At 64.5% G+C, this 18,350-nt stretch carries 22 protein-coding genes and 1 tRNA gene; 12 read left to right on the forward strand and 11 right to left on the reverse strand.

What is annotated here, in order from left to right; genetic code table 11:
* The first annotated feature begins 127 nt into the window (after positions 1-127).
* Together NCT32_RS03980 and NCT32_RS03985 are read left to right on the forward strand one after the other, a co-directional pair.
* The gene (locus NCT32_RS03980) at positions 128-475 is read left to right on the forward strand and encodes a hypothetical protein (protein ID WP_061120617.1); all 348 of its coding nucleotides are present in this window, start codon (positions 128-130) and stop codon (positions 473-475) included.
* Positions 476-603: 128 nt separating this feature from the next.
* Positions 604-1,515, forward strand: coding sequence for a YihY/virulence factor BrkB family protein (locus NCT32_RS03985; RefSeq protein WP_061120616.1), 912 nt, complete (start codon positions 604-606; stop codon positions 1,513-1,515).
* Between the two features lie 126 nt (positions 1,516-1,641).
* On the opposite strand, the gene NCT32_RS03990 is transcribed toward NCT32_RS03985, so the two are convergent.
* Positions 1,642-3,129 carry an RNA polymerase factor sigma-54 gene (locus NCT32_RS03990; protein ID WP_061120615.1) on the reverse strand — a complete coding sequence of 496 codons (1,488 nt, stop codon included), beginning with the start codon at positions 3,127-3,129 and terminating at the stop codon, positions 1,642-1,644.
* Positions 3,130-3,578: 449 nt separating this feature from the next.
* On the opposite strand from NCT32_RS03990, the gene NCT32_RS03995 reads away from it, so the two are divergent.
* Together NCT32_RS03995 and NCT32_RS04000 are read left to right on the forward strand one after the other, a co-directional pair.
* Positions 3,579-3,920, forward strand: a complete 342-nt coding sequence (locus NCT32_RS03995; protein WP_061120614.1) for a BON domain-containing protein — start codon at positions 3,579-3,581, stop codon at positions 3,918-3,920.
* Between the two features lie 323 nt (positions 3,921-4,243).
* On the forward strand, positions 4,244-4,477 hold the full coding sequence (locus NCT32_RS04000; protein WP_061120613.1) for a hypothetical protein: 234 nt from the start codon (positions 4,244-4,246) through the stop codon (positions 4,475-4,477).
* A 95-nt stretch (positions 4,478-4,572) separates the two neighbouring features.
* Here the strand turns inward: NCT32_RS04000 and NCT32_RS04005 are convergent, their stop codons facing one another.
* The gene (locus tag NCT32_RS04005) at positions 4,573-5,025 is read right to left on the reverse strand and encodes a PA2169 family four-helix-bundle protein (RefSeq protein WP_061120612.1); all 453 of its coding nucleotides are present in this window, start codon (positions 5,023-5,025) and stop codon (positions 4,573-4,575) included.
* Positions 5,026-5,210: 185 nt separating this feature from the next.
* On the opposite strand from NCT32_RS04005, the gene NCT32_RS04010 reads away from it, so the two are divergent.
* Positions 5,211-5,462, forward strand: a complete 252-nt coding sequence (locus NCT32_RS04010) for a hypothetical protein (protein WP_143756397.1) — start codon at positions 5,211-5,213, stop codon at positions 5,460-5,462.
* A gap of 74 nt (positions 5,463-5,536) precedes the next feature.
* Here the strand turns inward: NCT32_RS04010 and NCT32_RS04015 are convergent, their stop codons facing one another.
* From NCT32_RS04015 to NCT32_RS04040, 6 genes are all read right to left on the reverse strand, one after another.
* Positions 5,537-6,112: a glycine zipper domain-containing protein gene (locus NCT32_RS04015; RefSeq protein ID WP_061120611.1), complete on the reverse strand. Its 576-nt coding sequence runs from the start codon at positions 6,110-6,112 to the stop codon at positions 5,537-5,539.
* 64 nt (positions 6,113-6,176) lie between these two features.
* Positions 6,177-6,464 (reverse strand): DUF1488 domain-containing protein, encoded by a 288-nt coding sequence (locus NCT32_RS04020; protein ID WP_250476455.1) that lies wholly within the window; start codon positions 6,462-6,464, stop codon positions 6,177-6,179.
* Positions 6,465-6,535: 71 nt separating this feature from the next.
* Positions 6,536-7,093 (reverse strand): DUF4142 domain-containing protein, encoded by a 558-nt coding sequence (locus NCT32_RS04025; RefSeq protein WP_061120644.1) that lies wholly within the window; start codon positions 7,091-7,093, stop codon positions 6,536-6,538.
* A 23-nt stretch (positions 7,094-7,116) separates the two neighbouring features.
* Positions 7,117-7,668, reverse strand: coding sequence for a type 1 glutamine amidotransferase domain-containing protein (locus tag NCT32_RS04030; RefSeq protein WP_061120609.1), 552 nt, complete (start codon positions 7,666-7,668; stop codon positions 7,117-7,119).
* A gap of 116 nt (positions 7,669-7,784) precedes the next feature.
* On the reverse strand, positions 7,785-9,152 hold the full coding sequence (locus NCT32_RS04035) for an MFS transporter (RefSeq protein ID WP_061120608.1): 1,368 nt from the start codon (positions 9,150-9,152) through the stop codon (positions 7,785-7,787).
* A 96-nt stretch (positions 9,153-9,248) separates the two neighbouring features.
* Complete coding sequence (locus NCT32_RS04040; protein ID WP_061120607.1) at positions 9,249-9,752, reverse strand: YbhB/YbcL family Raf kinase inhibitor-like protein; 504 nt, start codon at positions 9,750-9,752, stop codon at positions 9,249-9,251.
* Between the two features lie 352 nt (positions 9,753-10,104).
* Here NCT32_RS04040 and NCT32_RS04045 point away from each other — a divergent pair, with 352 nt between their 5' ends.
* Positions 10,105-11,547: a sensor domain-containing diguanylate cyclase gene (locus NCT32_RS04045; protein ID WP_250489928.1), complete on the forward strand. Its 1,443-nt coding sequence runs from the start codon at positions 10,105-10,107 to the stop codon at positions 11,545-11,547.
* On the opposite strand, the gene NCT32_RS04050 is transcribed toward NCT32_RS04045, so the two are convergent.
* Positions 11,548-11,943: a hypothetical protein gene (locus tag NCT32_RS04050; protein WP_061120606.1), complete on the reverse strand. Its 396-nt coding sequence runs from the start codon at positions 11,941-11,943 to the stop codon at positions 11,548-11,550. It lies immediately after the preceding gene.
* Between the two features lie 131 nt (positions 11,944-12,074).
* On the opposite strand from NCT32_RS04050, the gene NCT32_RS04055 reads away from it, so the two are divergent.
* The gene (locus NCT32_RS04055) at positions 12,075-12,755 is read left to right on the forward strand and encodes a TetR family transcriptional regulator (RefSeq protein WP_061120605.1); all 681 of its coding nucleotides are present in this window, start codon (positions 12,075-12,077) and stop codon (positions 12,753-12,755) included.
* 72 nt (positions 12,756-12,827) lie between these two features.
* On the opposite strand, the gene NCT32_RS04060 is transcribed toward NCT32_RS04055, so the two are convergent.
* Complete coding sequence (locus NCT32_RS04060; RefSeq protein ID WP_061120604.1) at positions 12,828-13,685, reverse strand: shikimate dehydrogenase; 858 nt, start codon at positions 13,683-13,685, stop codon at positions 12,828-12,830.
* Positions 13,686-13,936: 251 nt separating this feature from the next.
* Here NCT32_RS04060 and NCT32_RS04065 point away from each other — a divergent pair, with 251 nt between their 5' ends.
* Together NCT32_RS04065 and NCT32_RS04070 are read left to right on the forward strand one after the other, a co-directional pair.
* On the forward strand, positions 13,937-15,832 hold the full coding sequence (locus tag NCT32_RS04065) for a sugar phosphate isomerase/epimerase and 4-hydroxyphenylpyruvate domain-containing protein (RefSeq protein WP_061120642.1): 1,896 nt from the start codon (positions 13,937-13,939) through the stop codon (positions 15,830-15,832).
* 60 nt (positions 15,833-15,892) lie between these two features.
* A complete protein-coding gene (locus NCT32_RS04070; RefSeq protein ID WP_250476460.1) occupies positions 15,893-16,057 on the forward strand; it encodes a hypothetical protein in 165 nt (54 codons plus the stop codon).
* Positions 16,058-16,064: 7 nt separating this feature from the next.
* Here the strand turns inward: NCT32_RS04070 and NCT32_RS04075 are convergent, their stop codons facing one another.
* Complete coding sequence (locus NCT32_RS04075; RefSeq protein ID WP_250489920.1) at positions 16,065-16,559, reverse strand: hypothetical protein; 495 nt, start codon at positions 16,557-16,559, stop codon at positions 16,065-16,067.
* A gap of 10 nt (positions 16,560-16,569) precedes the next feature.
* Here NCT32_RS04075 and NCT32_RS04080 point away from each other — a divergent pair.
* The 3 genes from NCT32_RS04080 (at position 16,570) to NCT32_RS04090 (ending at position 18,344) form a co-directional block, all read left to right on the forward strand.
* A tRNA-Arg gene (locus tag NCT32_RS04080) sits at positions 16,570-16,644 on the forward strand.
* 165 nt (positions 16,645-16,809) lie between these two features.
* The gene (locus tag NCT32_RS04085) at positions 16,810-17,607 is read left to right on the forward strand and encodes a hypothetical protein (RefSeq protein WP_250489921.1); all 798 of its coding nucleotides are present in this window, start codon (positions 16,810-16,812) and stop codon (positions 17,605-17,607) included.
* On the forward strand, positions 17,607-18,344 hold the full coding sequence (locus tag NCT32_RS04090; protein ID WP_061120588.1) for a bifunctional 2-polyprenyl-6-hydroxyphenol methylase/3-demethylubiquinol 3-O-methyltransferase UbiG: 738 nt from the start codon (positions 17,607-17,609) through the stop codon (positions 18,342-18,344). Before NCT32_RS04085 ends, NCT32_RS04090 begins: the two co-directional genes overlap by 1 nt.
* Positions 18,345-18,350 lie beyond the last annotated feature (6 nt).

The raw sequence follows: 18,350 nt of genomic DNA on the forward strand, positions 1-18,350 counted from the left end.
GTACTGAACGTCGTCACGCACTCAGAGCCCCGCGCCTCGAAAGAAGCGCGGGGTTTTTCATGCGTCGCTCCGGAACGGTCGCGGAACGGGATTTGCGGATTCATCACGGACACGATCGAAGGAGGTCATGATGAGTGGAAGCACATTGAACCCGCCCGAAGACGACGGCGCGGAATACGGCAAGGGGCACGGCACCGGAGCACTCGGCCCGAGCGACTCGTCGGACAGCGGGTCGGACGTGCAGGGCGAAAAGCGCTATCCCGGCGACATCGAAGATGAGCTGGACGCGCACGCGCTCGGCCAGTCCAAGGCGGAGCTAGCCAGCGATACGGACCGCTTCGGCACTGGCGAAAGCGCGTCGGCGGACGGCGACAACAATCTGGAGGCCGACTCCGATATCCTCCCCGACGAAGTCGAGGATGAAACCCGCAGTCTCGCCGACGAAGACGCCGACCCGGCCGCCGACCAGCCCTGACACGTACTGCAGAGCGCAACACGAAAGCGGCGCGCTTCCCACGGAGCGCGCCGTTTTTTACACACGGTTCGCAGCGCGGCGCTAACATCGTCGATTGACACTTCAAGCCGCGCTCGCGCTCCCCGCCGATGGACCAGGACGTCTCCGCCCCTCAGTCCGCGCCCGTCGCCTCGGGCCGCACGTCGCGTTTCGGCTGGCTTTCCTGGGTCGTCGATCCGATCACGCAATGGTCGCAGGATCACTGCCTGATGTTCTCGGCGGCGATCGCGTTCTTCGCGGCGTTTTCGCTTGCGCCGACGCTCGTCATCGTGATCGCGGTGGCGAGCGTCTTCTTCGGCGCCGATGCCGTGCAAGGGCGGCTCTTCGCCGAGATCAGCGGTGTCGTGGGCGTGGACGCCGCCCGCACGCTGGAGGCGATCGTCGCGAACGCGTGGCACGCCGACATCGCGCGCAGCACGGCGATTCTCTCTGTCGCGGGCGTGCTAATCGGCGCGTCGGCGACGTTCTCCTCGCTGCACAGCGCGCTCAACGTCATCTGGCCGACGCCTGCGGTGAGCACGCGCGAGAGCATCGTCACGCTGCTGCGCGTGCGGCTGATGTCGTTCGGGCTGGTGGTCGGTTCGGGGCTGCTCGTCGCGGTGCTGCTCGTACTCGATGCGCTCGTCGAGATACTCGGGCATTGGGTGCTCGGCGACGGCAGCCCGTTCATCGTCCTGTCGGGCCTCACGCGGCGCGCGATATCGCTCGGTGTGCTGATGATCGCCTTCACGGTACTGCTCAAGTTCCTGCCGACGACGCGCATGCGCTGGTGCGATGCCGCGCTCGGCGCCGCCGCCGCCGCGCTGCTCTTCGAAGGCGGCAAGCGCCTTTTCGCGTTCTATCTCGCGCACGCGGGCACGGCGAACATGTTCGGCGCGGCCGGATCGCTCGCGATCATCCTCATGTGGCTCTACTACTCGGCCGCGGTCTTTCTGCTCGGCGCCGAGCTCGCGGCGACGGCGGCGAGAAAGCGCACGCATCGCGCGTCGGGCTGGCGCTGACCGGACAAAAAAAGGCCGTCCGAAAGCGGACGGCCCGCGATTACGCTCGTGTCGCTCAGGCGCCTCGCTTGACCGGGTCGTCGCCGAACGCTTGAGAGCGTGAGAACCGATGACGCGCGCGCCGCATCACGCCTGACGGCGCAGTTCGGCGGGCGGCACCTTCATCAGATGGCGATACTTCGCCACCGTGCGGCGGGCGACGATCACGCCCTGATCCGCGAGCATCTTCGCGAGACTCACATCGGACAGCGGATCGCGCGTGTTCTCCTTCGAGATCATTTCCTTGAGCAGCGCGCGCACCGCCGCAGCCGAGCAGGTGCCGCCGCTTTCCGTGCTCAGTTCGCGCGGGAAGAAGTGCTTGAACTCGAAGATGCCGCGCGGCGTGGCCATATACTTGTTGCCGGTCGCGCGCGAGATGGTCGATTCGTGCAAACCGAGTTCATCGGCGACATCGCGCAGCACGAGCGGCTTGAGCGCGATCTCGCCGTAGTCGAAGAACGCCTTCTGATGCGAGACGATGCATTCGGCGACGCGCTGGATCGTCGTGAAACGCTGCTGCGCGTTGCGGATCAGCCAGCGCGCTTCCTGCAATTGCTGCGCGAGCGGCGAGCGGCTCGCGCCGGCCGATTGCGCGAAAAGCTCTGCATACATGCGATGGATGCGCGCGCGCGGCAGCACGGCCGGGTTGATCGTCACGACCCATTGCTTCTTCACCTGACGCACGATAACGTCGGGCACCACGTAGTTGTCCTCGCTCTGGCCGTAGTTCTCGCCCGGCTTCGGATCGAGGCGGCGCACGAGCGCGCACGCGATGCGCAGTTCATCCGCGCTGCAGCCGATCTTTTTTTGCAGTTCGGCCTGCTCGCGCCGCGCGAGACGCTCCAGATGATGCGTGACGATCTCGAGCGCAACCGCACGGCCCGGCGTGTCCTCTTCGAGCGCTTCGAGCTGCAGCGCGAGGCATTCGGAGAGGTTGCGCGCGCCGACGCCCGGCTTGTCGAGCGACTGCACGAGCTTGAGCGCGATATTGAGTTCATCCTCGTGCAGCGCGGGCTCGATTTCCACGACATTGGCGAGCTCGCTCAATTCCTGGCGCAGATAGCCGTCGTCGTCGAGCGCTTCGATGATGAGTTGCGCAATCGCGCGATCGCGCTCGTTCAGCTGATAGAGGCGCAACGCGTCGTGGAGCGTTTCATGCAGCGACGGCTCGATGCGCACCCAGTCGGCGGGATCGGAGCCTTCGCCGTCGCCGCCATTGCGCGAGCCGCGGCCGAAGGGATCGGATGAGAATTCGCTCATCGAATCTTCGCGCGAGCCGGCATCGGCGCTTTGCTCGCTTTCCATGCTTGCTTCGGGCGCGAGCGGCGCCTCGGTGGTGTCGCTGGTGGCGGTCGACGAGAGCGCCGATTCGCCCATCGAACTGCCGTTGTCGGCGCCGAGCGCGTTGTCTTCGGTCTGTGACTCGTCGTATTCGAGGAACGGATTGGTATCGAGCGCGTTGCGCAGTTCTTGCTGGAACTCCAGTGACGAAAGTTGCAGGAGACGGACTGACTGCTGCAGACGCGGCGTGAGCGCGAGCGTTTGCTTCGCGCGGAGTTCGAGTGTAGGCGGCATTGCTTTGCTAATCCTCGATTGTTCTATACGTAATGGGCAGGTTTGCGAACCATTAAAGCAATGGCCGTGCCAACGTTGCGCAAGCTCGCGTTGCGACTACGTTTTTGGCCGTCCGCTACACGTTTGCGAAGCAATCAGGAGCCTTCTTTCACGCAGTTTTTACACGCGCTCAGACAAAAGCACCGCGGGTTTGCGGCCGCGAGAGATGCGTTGCGCGAGACGGTTCTTCGACCGTCGAAGATTTGTTCGCGCACGCACGAACGCCTTGCTGCATGGTCCGTTCAGCGCACCTCAGGAGAAGTTTGTGAGCGCGGTGATGTGATCCGGCACGCAAGTTGCGGCAGAAGGCTCACGATCCGCGTGCTACGGGCGCGGACGTAATCGAAGAGCCGCCTCGCGCAAAGGCGAACGGGGCGCCAGACCAAAATCGAAAAAATGGGAGTATTGCCATGAAGACGACTCAAATCCTTAAGGCAGCCGGCGGTATCGCATGTGTGGTGTTCGCACTCAACGTCGGCGCACAAACGAATGCGGCGTCGTCGACGAGCGGTTCCGGCACGTCGATGGGCCAGAAGGTCGATGACAGCGCCATCACCACCAAGGTCAAGGCCGAATTGCTCGGCGCGAAGAACGTCAAGTCCACGCATATCCACGTCAAGACGCATGGGGGCGTGGTGTCGCTGACGGGCACGGTGCCTTCGGCAGAGGACAAGACCGCCGCCGAAGAAGTCGTCTCGAACGTTTCGGGTGTTGCTTCCGTGAAGAACCATCTTAAAATTGCCGCCAAGTAATGGCATAGTTCGTATGCCCGGCTTCGCCACGGCGGGCCGCGGTTGAGTGCCATTAGTACGGAACCCGCGCGGGGTTCGACGATTCGCCACAATCAGGCGAAGAATCGGACGAAGCGCGGGTTCTCGCATGGGGGCATGGGGTCGCGTCGCATCGCCCGATGCTTCAGTCGCAGTTCACGCATGACGCTTCACGCAGTGCGCATCACCTCGCAGCACTTCGAAACTTAAAAACGAGTACGACCGTTCAGGACCGTACTTGCACAGGCGGCTCTCGAATGCGCAGTAGCCCGGCATTCAGAGGCCCCGGCAAAAAGGAGCTCTTCATGAAGACGAAAAAGATGGCATTGATCGGCGCGCTCGCGCTGGCATTCTCGACGGCGGCATTCGCGCAGGCAGCTTCCGATGCGGCCACGACCGGCGCGGACGCCGGCACCCACGCGAAGAAGCAGAAGGGCACCTATCTGCATCAGCAGGACAAGGCGCACAAGCTGAAGGGCGCGTCGGCAGCGGCGGCGGCTTCGGCGCTCGGCACCAACGACAAGGGTCAGCCGCAGTAAGGCGTCGGCCCGACGCTCGACGAAAAAACGGCCGCATCGCGGCCGTTTGTCTTTATGCGGCCCGTTCGTCATCGGGCCGCTGCTACGTCGATGCTTCAGGACTTCGCGGCTGCGTATTGATCGCGCAGATCGCGTATGCGGTCGTGATTTTCGACCACGCCCTGATACTGACGCTCGACGATCTGGCGGATATCGGCAGGCAAATCCTTATCCAGCGCCTCGCGGTAGTTCTTCTTCGCGGCATCTTCGCCACGCTCGCATTCGGCGAGAATCGCGTGGTCGCTGTGGCCGGTCACGGCCGACTTTACATCGACCCAGCCGCGATGCAGCGCGCCGGCCATCGAGCCGCCTGTTTCGGGCTTACCGCCCAGACGCGCGACGACATCCTGTAACTCGCGCGCGCCTTCGGCGCACTTCTGCGCGCGATTCTGAAAGAGCAGCTTGAGGCTCGGATCGCGCGTATCCTCGGCGGCCTTGAGAAAACCCTTTTCCCCGTCCTTCGAGGTTTCGACGAGATCGTTGAGTACCGATACGACGTTCGTGCTCATATAACACCTCCTTTTAGTTTCGATATTTGCCACTGCGCAGCCTCCCTGCGGGACGCGGCTCGCCGAGTCATTGCGCACGCAGCGTGCCCGCGCTTCGTGTTCAGGGGCACGTGATTTGCTGCCGACTCGGCAAACAGCGCGCATGGGTTCCAGACGCGCAGAACACGGCAATGGGAGAGAACACAGTGAAATTCCTTAATCGACTCGCACATCGCGAGTTCCTTACCCTCGTCGCTGTCGCGGCATCCGCGCTGACCTTGCACATCCGTGAGCGCGTTATCGACATGCACGCGCAACCGGCGCAGGCATCTCACCTGGAATATGGACCGCTCTGCGAAGCGCCCGCCGCGCGCACCGGCAAGGCGCGCGTTTTGCCTGCCGCTTGCGGCGTGCGTGCGAACAGGCGGCCGGATCGGACGCACGCGTCGTGGGTGTGACGCGTTCGGCGCAAACGCATCAGCACAAACGCCCGCGGGAAGCGGGCGTTTTTTCATTCGCGGGGTGAAAACGATCACGCACGCGTCTGCGCGAACTCCTTTACCGGATGCGGCGGCTGCAACGGGTCGAAGTCGCTCCAGCGGCCCTGTTTCCAGCGTCCCGACGCACGCTCGATATCCATGCCGCCCGCCTCGCGCAGCGTCGTCGTGGCCCGCTCCTGCGTTTCCGGCGATACATGAACGGCAACGAGGACGCCTGCGTGACGCGTGGGTTCCTCGGCGGGCGCGGCGTCTTGCGGCTTCTTTTTCGTATGCGACATTGCGCCGACGAGCGAGCCCACATACGCGCCGACGCCGGCCGCGATCACCGAGACGAGCAGCGGCGCATGAAAGACCGCGAAAATCGCAGCGCCCACGACCGCACCCGCGACCGCTCCGATCGTCACGCCCTTGCCGGCGCCTTTGGGCGCGGCGCTCGCGCCCGCGTCGGTGCCGACATCGCCCCCGACCGGAAAGCGCGCGTGCTGGCCGCTCGGATTGACGAAGAAGAGCGTCACGTCTTCTTCGACGAAACCTTGCGCGAAGAGCTTCTGGGCTGCTGATTCGGCCGCGGGAAAGGTCTGGAATCGGCCGGCAATGATCAGTGACATGTTCCCTCCTTGTTGGCTTGCGTGATGTGAGATGCGTCGCGCGCGGGCGAGCCTCCAGCGCCGCTCAGTCGGGCTCCATGCCGGCGACGCGGAACAATCCGCTCCTCAGCACGGCGGGCTGGCCGCCGTTGTCGTCGAGCACTTCGGCGCACACCGCGCGAATGCGCGCCGTGCCGCGCGCGTAGGCCTCGAGCAGATCGTCCTCGCGTGGCGACTTCGCGCCGAAATGATCTTCGAGCGCTTCGGCGGTGATCGAACACACGACTGGCTCGCCGTCGATGAGGGCGGCAAAGTGAATGGCGAGGTCGTCGCCGTCATAAACGGGGGCTTCGTCTGCAAACGTGATGTGCATGGTCGAGTCCTCATAAGCGGGGCGGCAAGGTGAACGGGGAGCAACCGCGGGCCCGGCGACGTTCGCGATGCTCATGACGCCGCCTTCGCTTTCGCGAGCTGCTGCGCCATCTCGTAGTGATGGCTGATGACCGGCAACGCCTTGGTCGCCGCCGCCTTCAGGGCAGTATCGTTGCCGCTTTCGCTCTCCTTCCTGAACAGCGCAACGGCCTTCTGATGGCCGTCCAAGGCTACCTTTTCAATATAGGCCTTGTCGAACTCGGCGCCCTGGAGATTTTGCAGGTTGCCGATCACCGAAGAATCGGCGGCCGGCGGCGCCGTGATGCCGTGGCGCTTGGCGAGCACATCGAGATTGCGGGCGAGCTTCGTGTGATCGACGATCATTCGCTGTGCGAATTCCCACACCTGCCGGTCGCTCGCGCGCGTGAGCGCGAGCTTGCTCGCCGCGAGCTCGGTCGCGCCTGCCTGACCGGCGTCCTGAAGGAACTGCTGATCGATGAGTGAGAGCTTTTCGTTGCGCGCGGCGCTCGCCGCGCCTTCGGTCTGTGCCTGCGCGGCAGGCGCCGCCGCAGCCACGGCGGCGAGCGACAACGCGATTGCGCGCGTGAGTGAAATGAGCGATCTCGACATCGGCTTGGCTCCGGTGCGATGCATCACGCGGTGCGCGTCTTTTCGAGCGCTTCGATCAGCGCCTTGTTGAACGCGGGCAGATCGTCGGGCTTGCGGCTCGTGATGAGATTGCCGTCGATCTGCACTTCCTGATCGACCCACGTGCCGCCCGCGTTGCGAATGTCGTCTTGCAGACTCGGCCAGCTCGTCATCGTGCGGCCCGCGACGATGCCCGCCGAAATCGGCAGCCAGCCGCCGTGGCAGATCACCGCGATCGGCTTCTTCGCCTGATCGGCGTCCTTCACGAAACTCTGCGCCTTCGCGTCGAGCCGGATCGCGTCGCCATTCACGACGCCGCCCGGCAACACGACCGCGTCGTAGTCGGCGGCGTTGACGGCGTCGAGCGTGACATCGACGTTCACCTTGTCGCCCTTGTCGACGTGCTTGAAACCTTGGATCTGCCCCGGCTTTTGGGACACGACATCCACCTGCGCACCGGCTTCCTTGAGCGCGCGTTGCGGCTCGACGAGCTCTGCCTGCTCGAAGCCGTCGACGGCGAGAATCGCAACCTTGCAACCGTTGAGGGAAATGGCCATGAACACACTCCTTTGTTGCTGTTTCGAACGTTCCGCGGGGAGCGGAATCCATGCCCGAGTTTTCAGCAAAGGCTGTGCCCAGCGAGCGCCCGCGCGGCCACGAGAGAAGAGGGCGGTCAGGCCGGCTCGATGCTGCGCTTGCCGGTGAGGCGCAGCAGGCTCACCACGGCGGCAGCCGCCGCGAACGCCGCCGCGAGCGCAATCGCAATCACGGGGCCCTGCTTCGGCGCGACGCCGAAGATCAGTGCGACGAGCGCCGCGCCCAGCGTCTGCCCGGTGAGGCGCGCGGTGCCGAGCATGCCGCTCGCGCCGCCGCTGCGATGACGCGGCGCGGACGAGAGCATCTGACGATTGTTGGGCGACTGGAAGAGGCCGAAGCCGAGCCCGCATACGGCCATGCGCCACGCAATGTCGAGCGCGCCCGGATGCGCGCCGACGCTTGCGAGCAGCACGAGCCCGACGGTCAGAATCGCGAGCCCGATGCCGCCGAGCAGTCCCGCCGGATACCGATCCGCGAGCACGCCAGCGAGCGGCGCGACGAACACGATCACGAGCGGCCACGGCGTCATCAGAAACCCTGTCTCGACCTGGCTCATGCCGAAATTGTTCTGCAGCAGGAACGGCAGCGACACGAACGCGAGCATCTGCGCGCAGAACGAACACACCGACGCGCCGACCGAGAGCGCGAACACCGGAATGCGCATCAGATCGACGGGCAGCAGCGGCGCGCTTTGCGTCAGTTGCCGCTTCACGAAGAAGTAGCCGATGACGGCCGTCGCGATGATCTCGCCGATGAGATACGGACGATGCTCGCCATGCCCGAAGCCATCGACCGCAACGATCGCAATGCCGAAGAAGAGCGCGTTCATGATCGCGCTGATGTAGTCATACGGCTGCCGATGCCCCGGCGTGCGCGGCAGCGACTTCCAGCCGAACGCGAACGCCGCGATGCCGATCGGCACGTTGATCGCGAACAGCCACGGCCAGGTCGCGACGGAAAGCACGCCCGAGGCCACCGTCGGTCCGATCACCGACGAAATGGCGACGACCGTCGCGTTGATGGATACGCCGCGCCCGAGCTGATCGTGCGGATAGATGATGCGCACGAGCGCCGTGTTCACGCTCATGATCCCCGCCGCGCCGAAGCCCTGCACCACGCGCGCGATGGTGAGCGTGAGAAGCGAATCGGACAGCGCGCACGCGAACGACGACACCGTGAAGAGCGCAAGCCCCGCCATGTACACGCGCCGGTAGCCGATGCGATCGCCGAGCGAGGCGAGCGGCAGAAGCGAGATGGTGATCGCGAGCTGATACGCGTTGACGACCCAGACGGAGTCGGCGGGAGAAGCATTCAGATTGCGGGCAATGGTCGGCAGCGCGACGTTCGCGATGGCGCCGTCGAGCACCGCGAGCGTAATGCCGAGCGCGACGACGGCAATCGCCCAGTATCGCTGGGGCAGCGGCAGACCTTGGTCGGAGTCCATCGATGGGCGGGAAGTGGGAGCGGCGCGTTGTACGACGCGCCGTTTTCAAATGGCTGTGTGAGCGCGGCGCGGTCACGCCGCGCCGCATTCCCGGCTTTACTTCAACTCGTAGAGGCCGGTGTAGGTCGCCGAATCGATTTCGTTGAGATGGATCATGAAGCGCGCCACCGCGTTGGTCACGTTCCCGTCGAGCGGCAGGCTCTCCGCGGAAAGCGCATGGATGCGGAAGATATACCGATGCGGCTTGTCGCCACGCGGCGGCGCCGCGCCGCCGAAACCGACCGTGCCGTAATCGTTGCGAAGTTGCAGCGCGCCTTGCGGCAGCAGACTGCCGTCGGGCTTGCCGGCATTGCGCGGCAGCGAGCGCACATCGGCTGGAATGTTGACGACGATCCAGTGCCAGAAACCGCTGCCCGTGGGCGCGTCGGGGTCGTAGACGGTGAGCGCGAGACTGCGCGTGTCGGCGGGCGGATCTTCCCATTGCAGCGCCGGGGAAATGTTCTCGCCCGAGCCGCCGAAGGCTTGCTGGTCGAATTCCTGCGCGTGCGTCATGAAGCCGTTCGCCGGAAATTCGTCGGACCAGATGCGGAAATCAGCCATGAGAGTCGTGCTCCTTCTTCTTGCGATGTGGATGGATGCCGCACAGCGCATCGGACTGCGTGGCGTCGCGCAATCCTCCCGGCGGTGCAGCAAACGTGCCTAAGGGTTGCGCAACGTAGAACGTGGATGCGGCAAGGGCGTGGCCAATCGAGTGTAGCATCCGCCCCCGATATCGGGCATGAGCGCAAACGCCGCTGCGCGTGTACGCGCGCGGGCGATGCGGCTTCCGGAAATATGACGCAGGCTACAATAATGAGATGAATGGAGTATCGACCAGCGACCCATTTTTTAGCCGGCGCGAGCCGAAAGGATGACCGTGCCAAACGACCCGCGCCGCACTGCCGGTCAATTCATGCCGGCGAGCGTGCCGGAGGACGATGCCGACATGTTCGACCTCGCGCCCGTCTCGCTCTGGCTCGAGGACTTCAGCGCCGTGCGCGAGCAGTTCGAGCGCTGGCGCGCGGCGGGCGTCACGGATCTGCGCGCGTTTCTCGCCGAGAATCCGGAATGCGTGGCCGAGTGTTCGTCACGCATTCGCGTCGTGAAGGTCAATCAGCGCACGCTGTCGCTGTTTCAGGCAAGAGACGTCGATCATCTCGTGCAGAACCTCGATCGTGTGTTCCGCGATGACATGCTCACCACACACATCGACGAACTGGAGCAGTTGTGGTGCGGCAAGCCGCGCTTCGTGAGTCAGACGGTCAACTACACGCTCGACGGCAAGCGCCTCGACGTGCTGCTCAAGGCGGTCGTCCTGCCGGGCCACGAAGACACATGGACCCGCGTGCTCGTCACGATCGAGGACATCACCGAGCTCGAAGCGATGCGCCGCACCGCCGCCGCGAGCGAACTGTATGCGCGCGGACTGTTCGAGCATTCACCGGTGTCGCTGTGGGTGGAAGACTTCAGTTCCGTGAAGTCGCTACTGGACGATGTGCGCGAGCGCGGCATCGTCGACTTTCGCACGTTCACCAACGTTCATCCGGAGTTCGTCGAACGCTGCATGCAGGAGATTCACGTGCTCGACGTGAATCAGCATACGCTGCGGATGTTCGCCGCGCCGACCAAGGCCGCGCTGCTCGCGCGCCTGTCCGAAGTCTTCCGCGACGACATGCAGCAGCACTTCCAGGAACAGTTGATCGATCTGTGGGATGGGAAGCTCTTCCATCAGCGCGAGGTGCTCAACTATTCGCTCGAAGGCAACGAGGTGCATGTGCATCTGCAGTTCTTGGTATTCCCGGGGCACGAGGCGCGCTGGGATCTCGTGCTCGTCGCGCTCACGGACATCACCGCGCGCAAGAAGGCCGAGGCGTATCTGGAATTCCTCGGCAAGCACGACGTGCTCACGAAGCTCAAGAATCGCTCGTTCTATATCGACGAAATCAATCGCCTCGAACGCAAGGGCCCGTTCCCGGTGACGGCGATCGCGGTCGATGTGAACGGGCTCAAGGCCGTCAACGATCAACTCGGCCACGCCGCCGGCGACGCGCTGTTGCGCCGCGCGGGCGAAGTGCTCGGCAAGGCGGTGGAGAAGCCGTTCCAGGCGGCGCGCATCGGCGGCGACGAGTTCATGGTGCTTCTGCCCGGCGCCGACGAGCGCGACGGCGAGGCGGTGATCGAGAGCATTCGCCAGTTGCTCGAAGTGAACAACCAGTTCTATTCGGGCAATCCGCTTTGTTTCGCGATGGGCGCGGCCACCGCGCACGACGGCGAGCGGCTCGAACCGATGCTGCAACGCGCGGACGCCGCCATGTACGCGGAAAAGCGCGCGCACTACGACGGCAAGAGCGCGTGATTACTGCTGCGTGACGTCGTCGATGCCGCGATTGAGCGCCGGGCACGCCTCGCCGATTTCCTTTTGATACTCCGCCGGATTGCTCGTCTTCAGCTTCTCGAAGCGATCGACGGTCGGTTGTGCCTGCGCGAGGCCGAGCTTCCATTCGCCATCGAAATCGGGTGCATCGGGATAGCTCGTGCGCACGACATCCCGAAAGCGCGCGACCTTCGCGGCATCGATATGACAGACATCCGCCGCGCCGCGCGCGATGTTCGCGCTCGTCATCACGCCTTCGGCGGCCATCAGTTGTCGCGACGACGGATGGCCGGGCGGCAACGCGGTCTGCGCCGTCGCGCAGAGACACCATGTGGCCAGAATGGAGGGAGCCAGAAAGAGCGAATGCTTCTTGCGCATGTGGATTTTCGATTTGTCCGCGGGGTAAAAAAATTATAGGTGAAGCCCTCCGTAATGAACGCCTGTTATGGCGAGGATGCGTCAATAGCGCGTGCTAGAATCGATTCTCAACGCCGTTCTCAGACAGAAAAATGAAGAAAGGAAGCAAGGCCGCTACTGCTGCGCCCTCGTCGACCACGGAGCAAGGGCGGCGCAAGTACGATCCTGAGGAGACCAAGCGGAACATTCTCGACATCGCCACGCAGGAGTTTTCGGCGATGGGCCTCGCGGGCGCGCGCGTCGACGCCATCGCGGAGCGCACCAACACCACGAAGCGCATGCTGTACTACTACTTCGGCAGCAAGGAAGGCTTGTACGAAGCGGTATTGGAACAGGTCTACGGCGATATCCGCGCGCTCGAACAGGAGTTGCAACTCGCGGAAATGGAGCCGGAGGAAGCGCTGCGCGAATTCATCGGTTTCACGTTCGACTATCACGACAAGCATCGCGATTTCGTGCGCCTCGTGACCATCGAAAACATTCATGGCGCGAAGTACATCGAACAATCGAAGACCTTCAAGACGCGCAATTCGACGGTCGTGAAGACCATCGAGGATCTCATCGCGCGCGGCGTCGCGGCGGGCACCTTTCGCGACGACGTCGATCCGATCGACCTGCATCTGATGATCAGCTCGTTCTGCTTTCACCGTGTGGCGAACCGTCATACGTGGGGCGCGGCGTTCGGGCGCGATCCGTCGGGCGCGCGTTCGCGTGCGCGTCATCGCGAGATGATCGTCGATGCGGTGTCGCGCTACATGCGGCGCGGCGGCTGATCCTTTCTTCGCGCGCATCGAAAAACGGCGACACTCTCACGAGGTCGCCGTTTTTTCGTGGCTATCGGGTAATCAACGTTCCAGCAAGCTCTGGAAATGCGCGAACATGCGCTCGGCATCCGGCTCGCGGCCGGTGAAGATGCGCAGCGCATCGACCGCCTGGCATACCGCCATGCCGCCGCCGCTCACCGTGCGGCAGCCGAGCGCCTTTGCGGCTTTCAGCAACTCGGTTTCGAGCGGGAAGTAGACGATCTCCGCGACCCACAATGCCTTGTGCAGGTATTGCGCCGGAAGCGGCAGGCCGGGCAGCTTCGCCATGCCGGTCGGTGTCGCGTGGATGAGGCCGCTTGCGCCGGCGAGCGTTTCGCGCAGGTCGCCGCCGCTTTTTACGATGCGATCCGGAAAGCGCGCCGCGAGTTCAGCGGCAAGCGAGGCGGCGCGTGCCGCGTCGGAATCGAACAGCCTGAGCTCGCGCGCGCCCATCGTCAGGGCGGCATGGGCGACGGCCGCGCCCGCGCCACCCGCGCCGAGCTGCACCACGCGTTCCATCGGCACGCCGGGCAGCCCGCGCTGGAACGCGCGCGCAAATCCCGACCCGTCCGTGTTGTAGCCGATGCGCTTGCCGTCCTTCAGCACGACCGTATTCACGGCGCCGAGCGCGCGGGCGTCGGGGTCGAGCTCGTCGAGTAACGGGATCACGCTTTGCTTGCACGGGTACGTGATGTTCAGGCCGTCGTAGCCCATGCGTTCGGCGGCGTCGAGCAGATCGGGCAGGGCGGAGGGCTCCAGCGCCAGCGCCTGAAGGTCGATGCGGCGATACACATAGTTGAGGCCGAGGTTGCCGCCTTCCTTTTCGTGCATGGCGGGCGTGAGCGAGCCGGCGATGCCGGATCCGATCAGGCCGATGAGATACGAAGTCTTGTTGGTCACGCGAGCGCTCCGGCATGGATGAGCACTGCATGCTGCAGTGCGAAATAGACTATGGCGCAGTGTGAACGCACGCAGGAGCCTTGTCGGTTCGTGTTTTCACTACTTTGTACGGTCTAGTTAGTTTGTTATTATCTCGCAGAATGACATGGATTGCGCGCGTCTCTCATGCGGACGTCCTACACTGGAAAGCGCCGCTCAGATCCATCCCGCATTCACCGAATTGCAACGAGGAGGCAGCGATGCTGCGTTCAATCCGCACTTCCATCGCCACGGTTTCCATCAGCGGCACGCTCCCCGAGAAGTTGCGGGCCATCAAGGCGGCCGGTTTCGACGGCGTCGAGATCTTCGAGAACGATCTGCTGTATTTCGACGGCACGCCCGGCGACGTGCGCCGCATGTGCGCGGATCTCGGCCTCGAAATCTACCTTTTCCAGCCCTTCCGCGATTTCGACGGCGTGAGCCCCGAGCGGCTCGCGAGAAACGTCGAGCGTGCGAAGCGCAAGTTCGAACTGATGCACGAGCTCGGCACGGACCGCATTCTCGTGTGCAGCAACGTGTCGCCCGACACGATCCGCGACGACGCATTGCTCACCGATCAGCTCGGGGTGCTCGCGAACATCGCGAAGGAGGCGGGCGTGATCGTCGCGTACGAGGCGCTCGCGTGGGGCCGCTACGTGAACTCGTACAAGCACGCGTGGAAGCTCGTCGACGCGGTGAATCATCCGAACCTCGGGCTTGCGCTCGACACGTTCCACACGCTGTCGATCCGCGATTCGGTGGAGGAGATCGCGTCGATTCCGGGCGAGCGCATCGCGTTCGTGCAGATCGCCGATGCACCCGTGCTCGCGATGGACGTGCTCGAATGGAGCCGTCACTATCGCTGCTTTCCGGGACAGGGCGCGTTCGATGTCGCGGGCTTCACCGCGCGCGTGCTCGAAGCGGGCTACAAGGGTCCGCTGTCGCTCGAGATTTTCAATGATGGCTTTCGCGCCGCGCCGACCGCGATCACGGCGGCGGACGGCTATCGCTCGCTGCGTTTCCTCGAGGAGCAGACGCGTGAGCTGATGGGCGACAACGCGCCGCCGGAGCTGTTCAACCCGCCCGCGCCGCCCGAGCACATCGGCTTCCAGTTTCTCGAATTCGCCGTCGACGACCGCACGCGCGAGCATCTCGCGCAATGGCTCGGCCGGCTCGGTTTCAGGCTCGCGGGCAAGCATCGCTCGAAGGATGTCGCGTTGTATCGGCACGGCGCGGGATCGATCGTGCTCAACGCCGAAGCCGATTCGTTCGCGAGCGCCTTTTTTCAGAAGCACGGCTTGTCGCTGTGCGCGTCGGCGTTTCATGTCGATGACGCGAAGCAGGCGTTCGAGCGCGCCGCCGCGTATGGCTCGACGCCGTTCTCCGGCCAAGTCGGCCCGAACGAGCGCGTGGTGCCCGGCGTACAGTCGCCCGACGGCAGTCTCGACTATTTCGTCGACGAAGCGCCCGGCGCCCCGACGTTGTGGGAGTCCGACTTCATTCTGACGGACATCGACGGGCCGTACGAAGTGGGGCCGCTCGCGCGCATCGATCACGTGTGCCTGTCGCTTCCCGCCGATGCGCTCGATACGTGGGTGCTGTTCTTCAGAAGCGCGTTCGGCTTCGAGACCGAACCCGCCGTGCTCGTTCCCGATCCGTACGGCCTCGTGCGCAGCCGCGCGGTGAGAAGCCGCGACGGCTCGGTGCGCATTGCGCTGAATGCGTCGGTCGATCGCTATACCGCGGTGTCGGAGTCGCTATCGACCTATCGTGGCTCGGGCCTGAACCATGTCGCGTTCAGCACGCCCGATATCTTCGATGCGATTCCGCGCCTCGAAACCGACGGCGTCAAATTCCTGCGTATCCCGGGCAACTATTACGACGATCTCGTGGCACGGTTCGGCCTGCCCGACGAGCAGATCGACCAGATGCGCGAGCACAACATCCTTTACGACCGCGACGAGCGCGGCGGCGAGTTCTTCCACGCGTATACGGAGCAGCTCGATCAGCGCTTCTTCCTCGAAGTGATCGAGCGGCGCGGCGGCTACGACGGCTACGGCGCGGCCAACGCGGCGGTGCGGCTCGCGGCGCACGCGCAACAGCAGCAGCGCGCGCGTCAGGCGGCGTGAACCGGGGCGGCGCGTGACCTAAAATCGATACATGGCGCCAGTGGAAAGCGGGAGGACGTCATGTGGGATTTGTCGAGCATTTTCGTCGGGCTTGCGTGCCTGGCGACGATCGTCATCGTGCTGCTCGCGCAGGACTGGCGCGATGAACATCGCAGGCGCGTGGCGGCGCGAGACCACGCGCACCGGCATCCATTGCGCGAGTGGTGGCTGAGGCATCGCCATTGAAACGCGCTCAGGCGCTTTGAGCGTTTCCGCCGCCGGCCGCGACGGCGCGCGCCTGCTCGCGTTCGCGTCTGAGTTCTTCTTCGCGCTGGCGCCCGGCCGCCTCGAACGCGTCGATATGCAGATACAGCCGATGCACGGTCTGAATCTGCGTGTGAGAGAGATGTGACTGACGCGTGATGGATGCGAGCCGCTCGCGCCAGTACGAGGGCGGCAGCAACGGCCCGCCGAGATCGCACGACAACGAACGACGCAGCACCAGTTCGAGGTGCGTCAGGTCCTGGTCTGCGAGCAACGCCGAAAACGCGCCCTGCGGCTTGATATCGGGATATGGGTCCATTATTCCGATGGCGGCATGGCGGCGCGAAACTTGATAGGTGCAAACCCTGGGTTTCGCCGATTTTTCGCGGCGCGCGCCATTGCGTTCGAATTTCTTCGCACCGACGCCGATCCCGCCTGTAGCGTTTGCTATACTCTGCGCTCGCTTGCCGACGCTGTCGGCCATGCGCGGTCCGCTCCCCGTAGTTCAATGGATAGAACGAGTGCCTCCTAAGCGCTAGATGCAGGTTCGATTCCTGCCGGGGGGACCACGATCCCACACGCCGCCCTCGCGGTCTTCTTCTCGCTCGTTCGCTCGCCTGATTTCGTCGCCGCCTCGCTGCCGCGCTCTTCCTGATCCGGTGCGCATTGGACCGCGAGCGCTTTCCCGCCGATAATGCGACCACTCCGGTCACGCCATCACGGCTCGCGCGCTCATGACGGAAATCCAATCCGCGGTGCTCGTCTTCATTCTCTTATTGGCCAGCACGGGCCTCGGCGCGATCGTGCGGCCGCTTCTGCCCGAAGAACACAAGGCGCAGGAGACGGTGCAACTCGTCCAGTTGCTCGTCGGCATGCTGGTCACGTTCGCGGCGCTCGTGCTCGGCCTTCTGACCGCATCGGCGAAAACGGTCTTCGACAGCACGAACAGCGACATGCGCAGCTACGCGACCTCGATCATCGAACTCGATCGCGCCATGCGCGATTACGGCGCCGATCTCGATCACGCGCGCGAGCTCCTGCGCTCGTACACGGCGGCGGCGGTCGCGAGCACGTGGCCGAACGAGCCGCGACCGCCCGGCGATTATCCGAACGTCGAGTCGTCGACCAAGACCGACAGCCTCGCGAGCAAAACATTCGGCGCGATATTGGGGAATGCCCAGCGCGAGGTGCGCATGCTCCATCCGCACGATGAGTATCATCGCGAGCTTGCCGCCGAAGCCGCCGCGCGCTTCGAGCAACTCATCGCGCTGCGCTGGAAGCTGGTGGAGGAAGCGCAAGGATCGATTTCCTATCCGTTCGACCGGATACTCGTCGGCTGGCTGCTCATCATCTTCCTGTGCTTCGGGCTGATCGCGCCGCGCAACGCGCTCTCGCTCGTGACGATCATGCTCGGCGCGCTGTCGATCGCATCGGCGGTGCTCGTGATCCTCGATCTCGATACGCCATTCACCGGCCCGATCATGATCGGCAGCCAGCCGATGCGCGACGCGATCGGGTACCAGAGCCGCTGATGCGCTACGACGATCCGCGCTTCGTCGCGCTCTACGACGCCCTCAATCCATGCGCGCCCGACACGGCGTTCTATCTCGCCCTGGCGCAGCCGGCTGGACATATCGTCGATCTCGGCTGCGGCACGGGCTTGCTCGCCTGCGAACTGGCGAAGCGCGGGCATCGCGTGACGGGCATCGATCCGTCGGCGCACATGCTGCGTGTCGCGCGAGCGCGTCCGCAAGGCGACGAGGTGACGTGGATCGAAGGCGATGCGACGGCGCTGCCGTTCGTCGGCGCGGCGGATCTGCTCGTGATGACGGGCCACGTCGCACAAGTGTTTCTCGACGATGCCGCGTTGCTCGCCACGCTCAGGGCCGCGCGCCGCGCAATCCGGCCAGGCGGCGCGATCGCGTTCGAAAGCCGCAATCCGGCGGCGCGCGCGTGGGAAGACTGGACGCGCGAGCGCTCATCGCGGTGCGTCGAAGCGCCGGACGGAACGACCGTGGAAGTGTGGCAGGAGCGGCATGCGCAACCCGATCCGTCGACGACAGGCCGCGCCGCGTTCACGACATACTGCCGCTACGCGTCGACGCCCGAAGACACGCTGAGCGCCGCGAGCGAACTGCGCTTTCGCACGCTCGACGAACTCGCGCGCCTTTTGCGCGATGCGGGTTTTGCGCGCATCGACTGGTATGGCGACTGGAATCGCGCGCCGGTGGACGAAACGAGCCGCGAATTGATTGCGGTGGCGCGGTGAAAAACG

The sequence above is a fragment of the Caballeronia sp. INML2 genome, assembly GCF_023631365.1.
GTDB classification, from domain to species: Bacteria; Pseudomonadota; Gammaproteobacteria; order Burkholderiales; family Burkholderiaceae; genus Caballeronia; species Caballeronia turbans.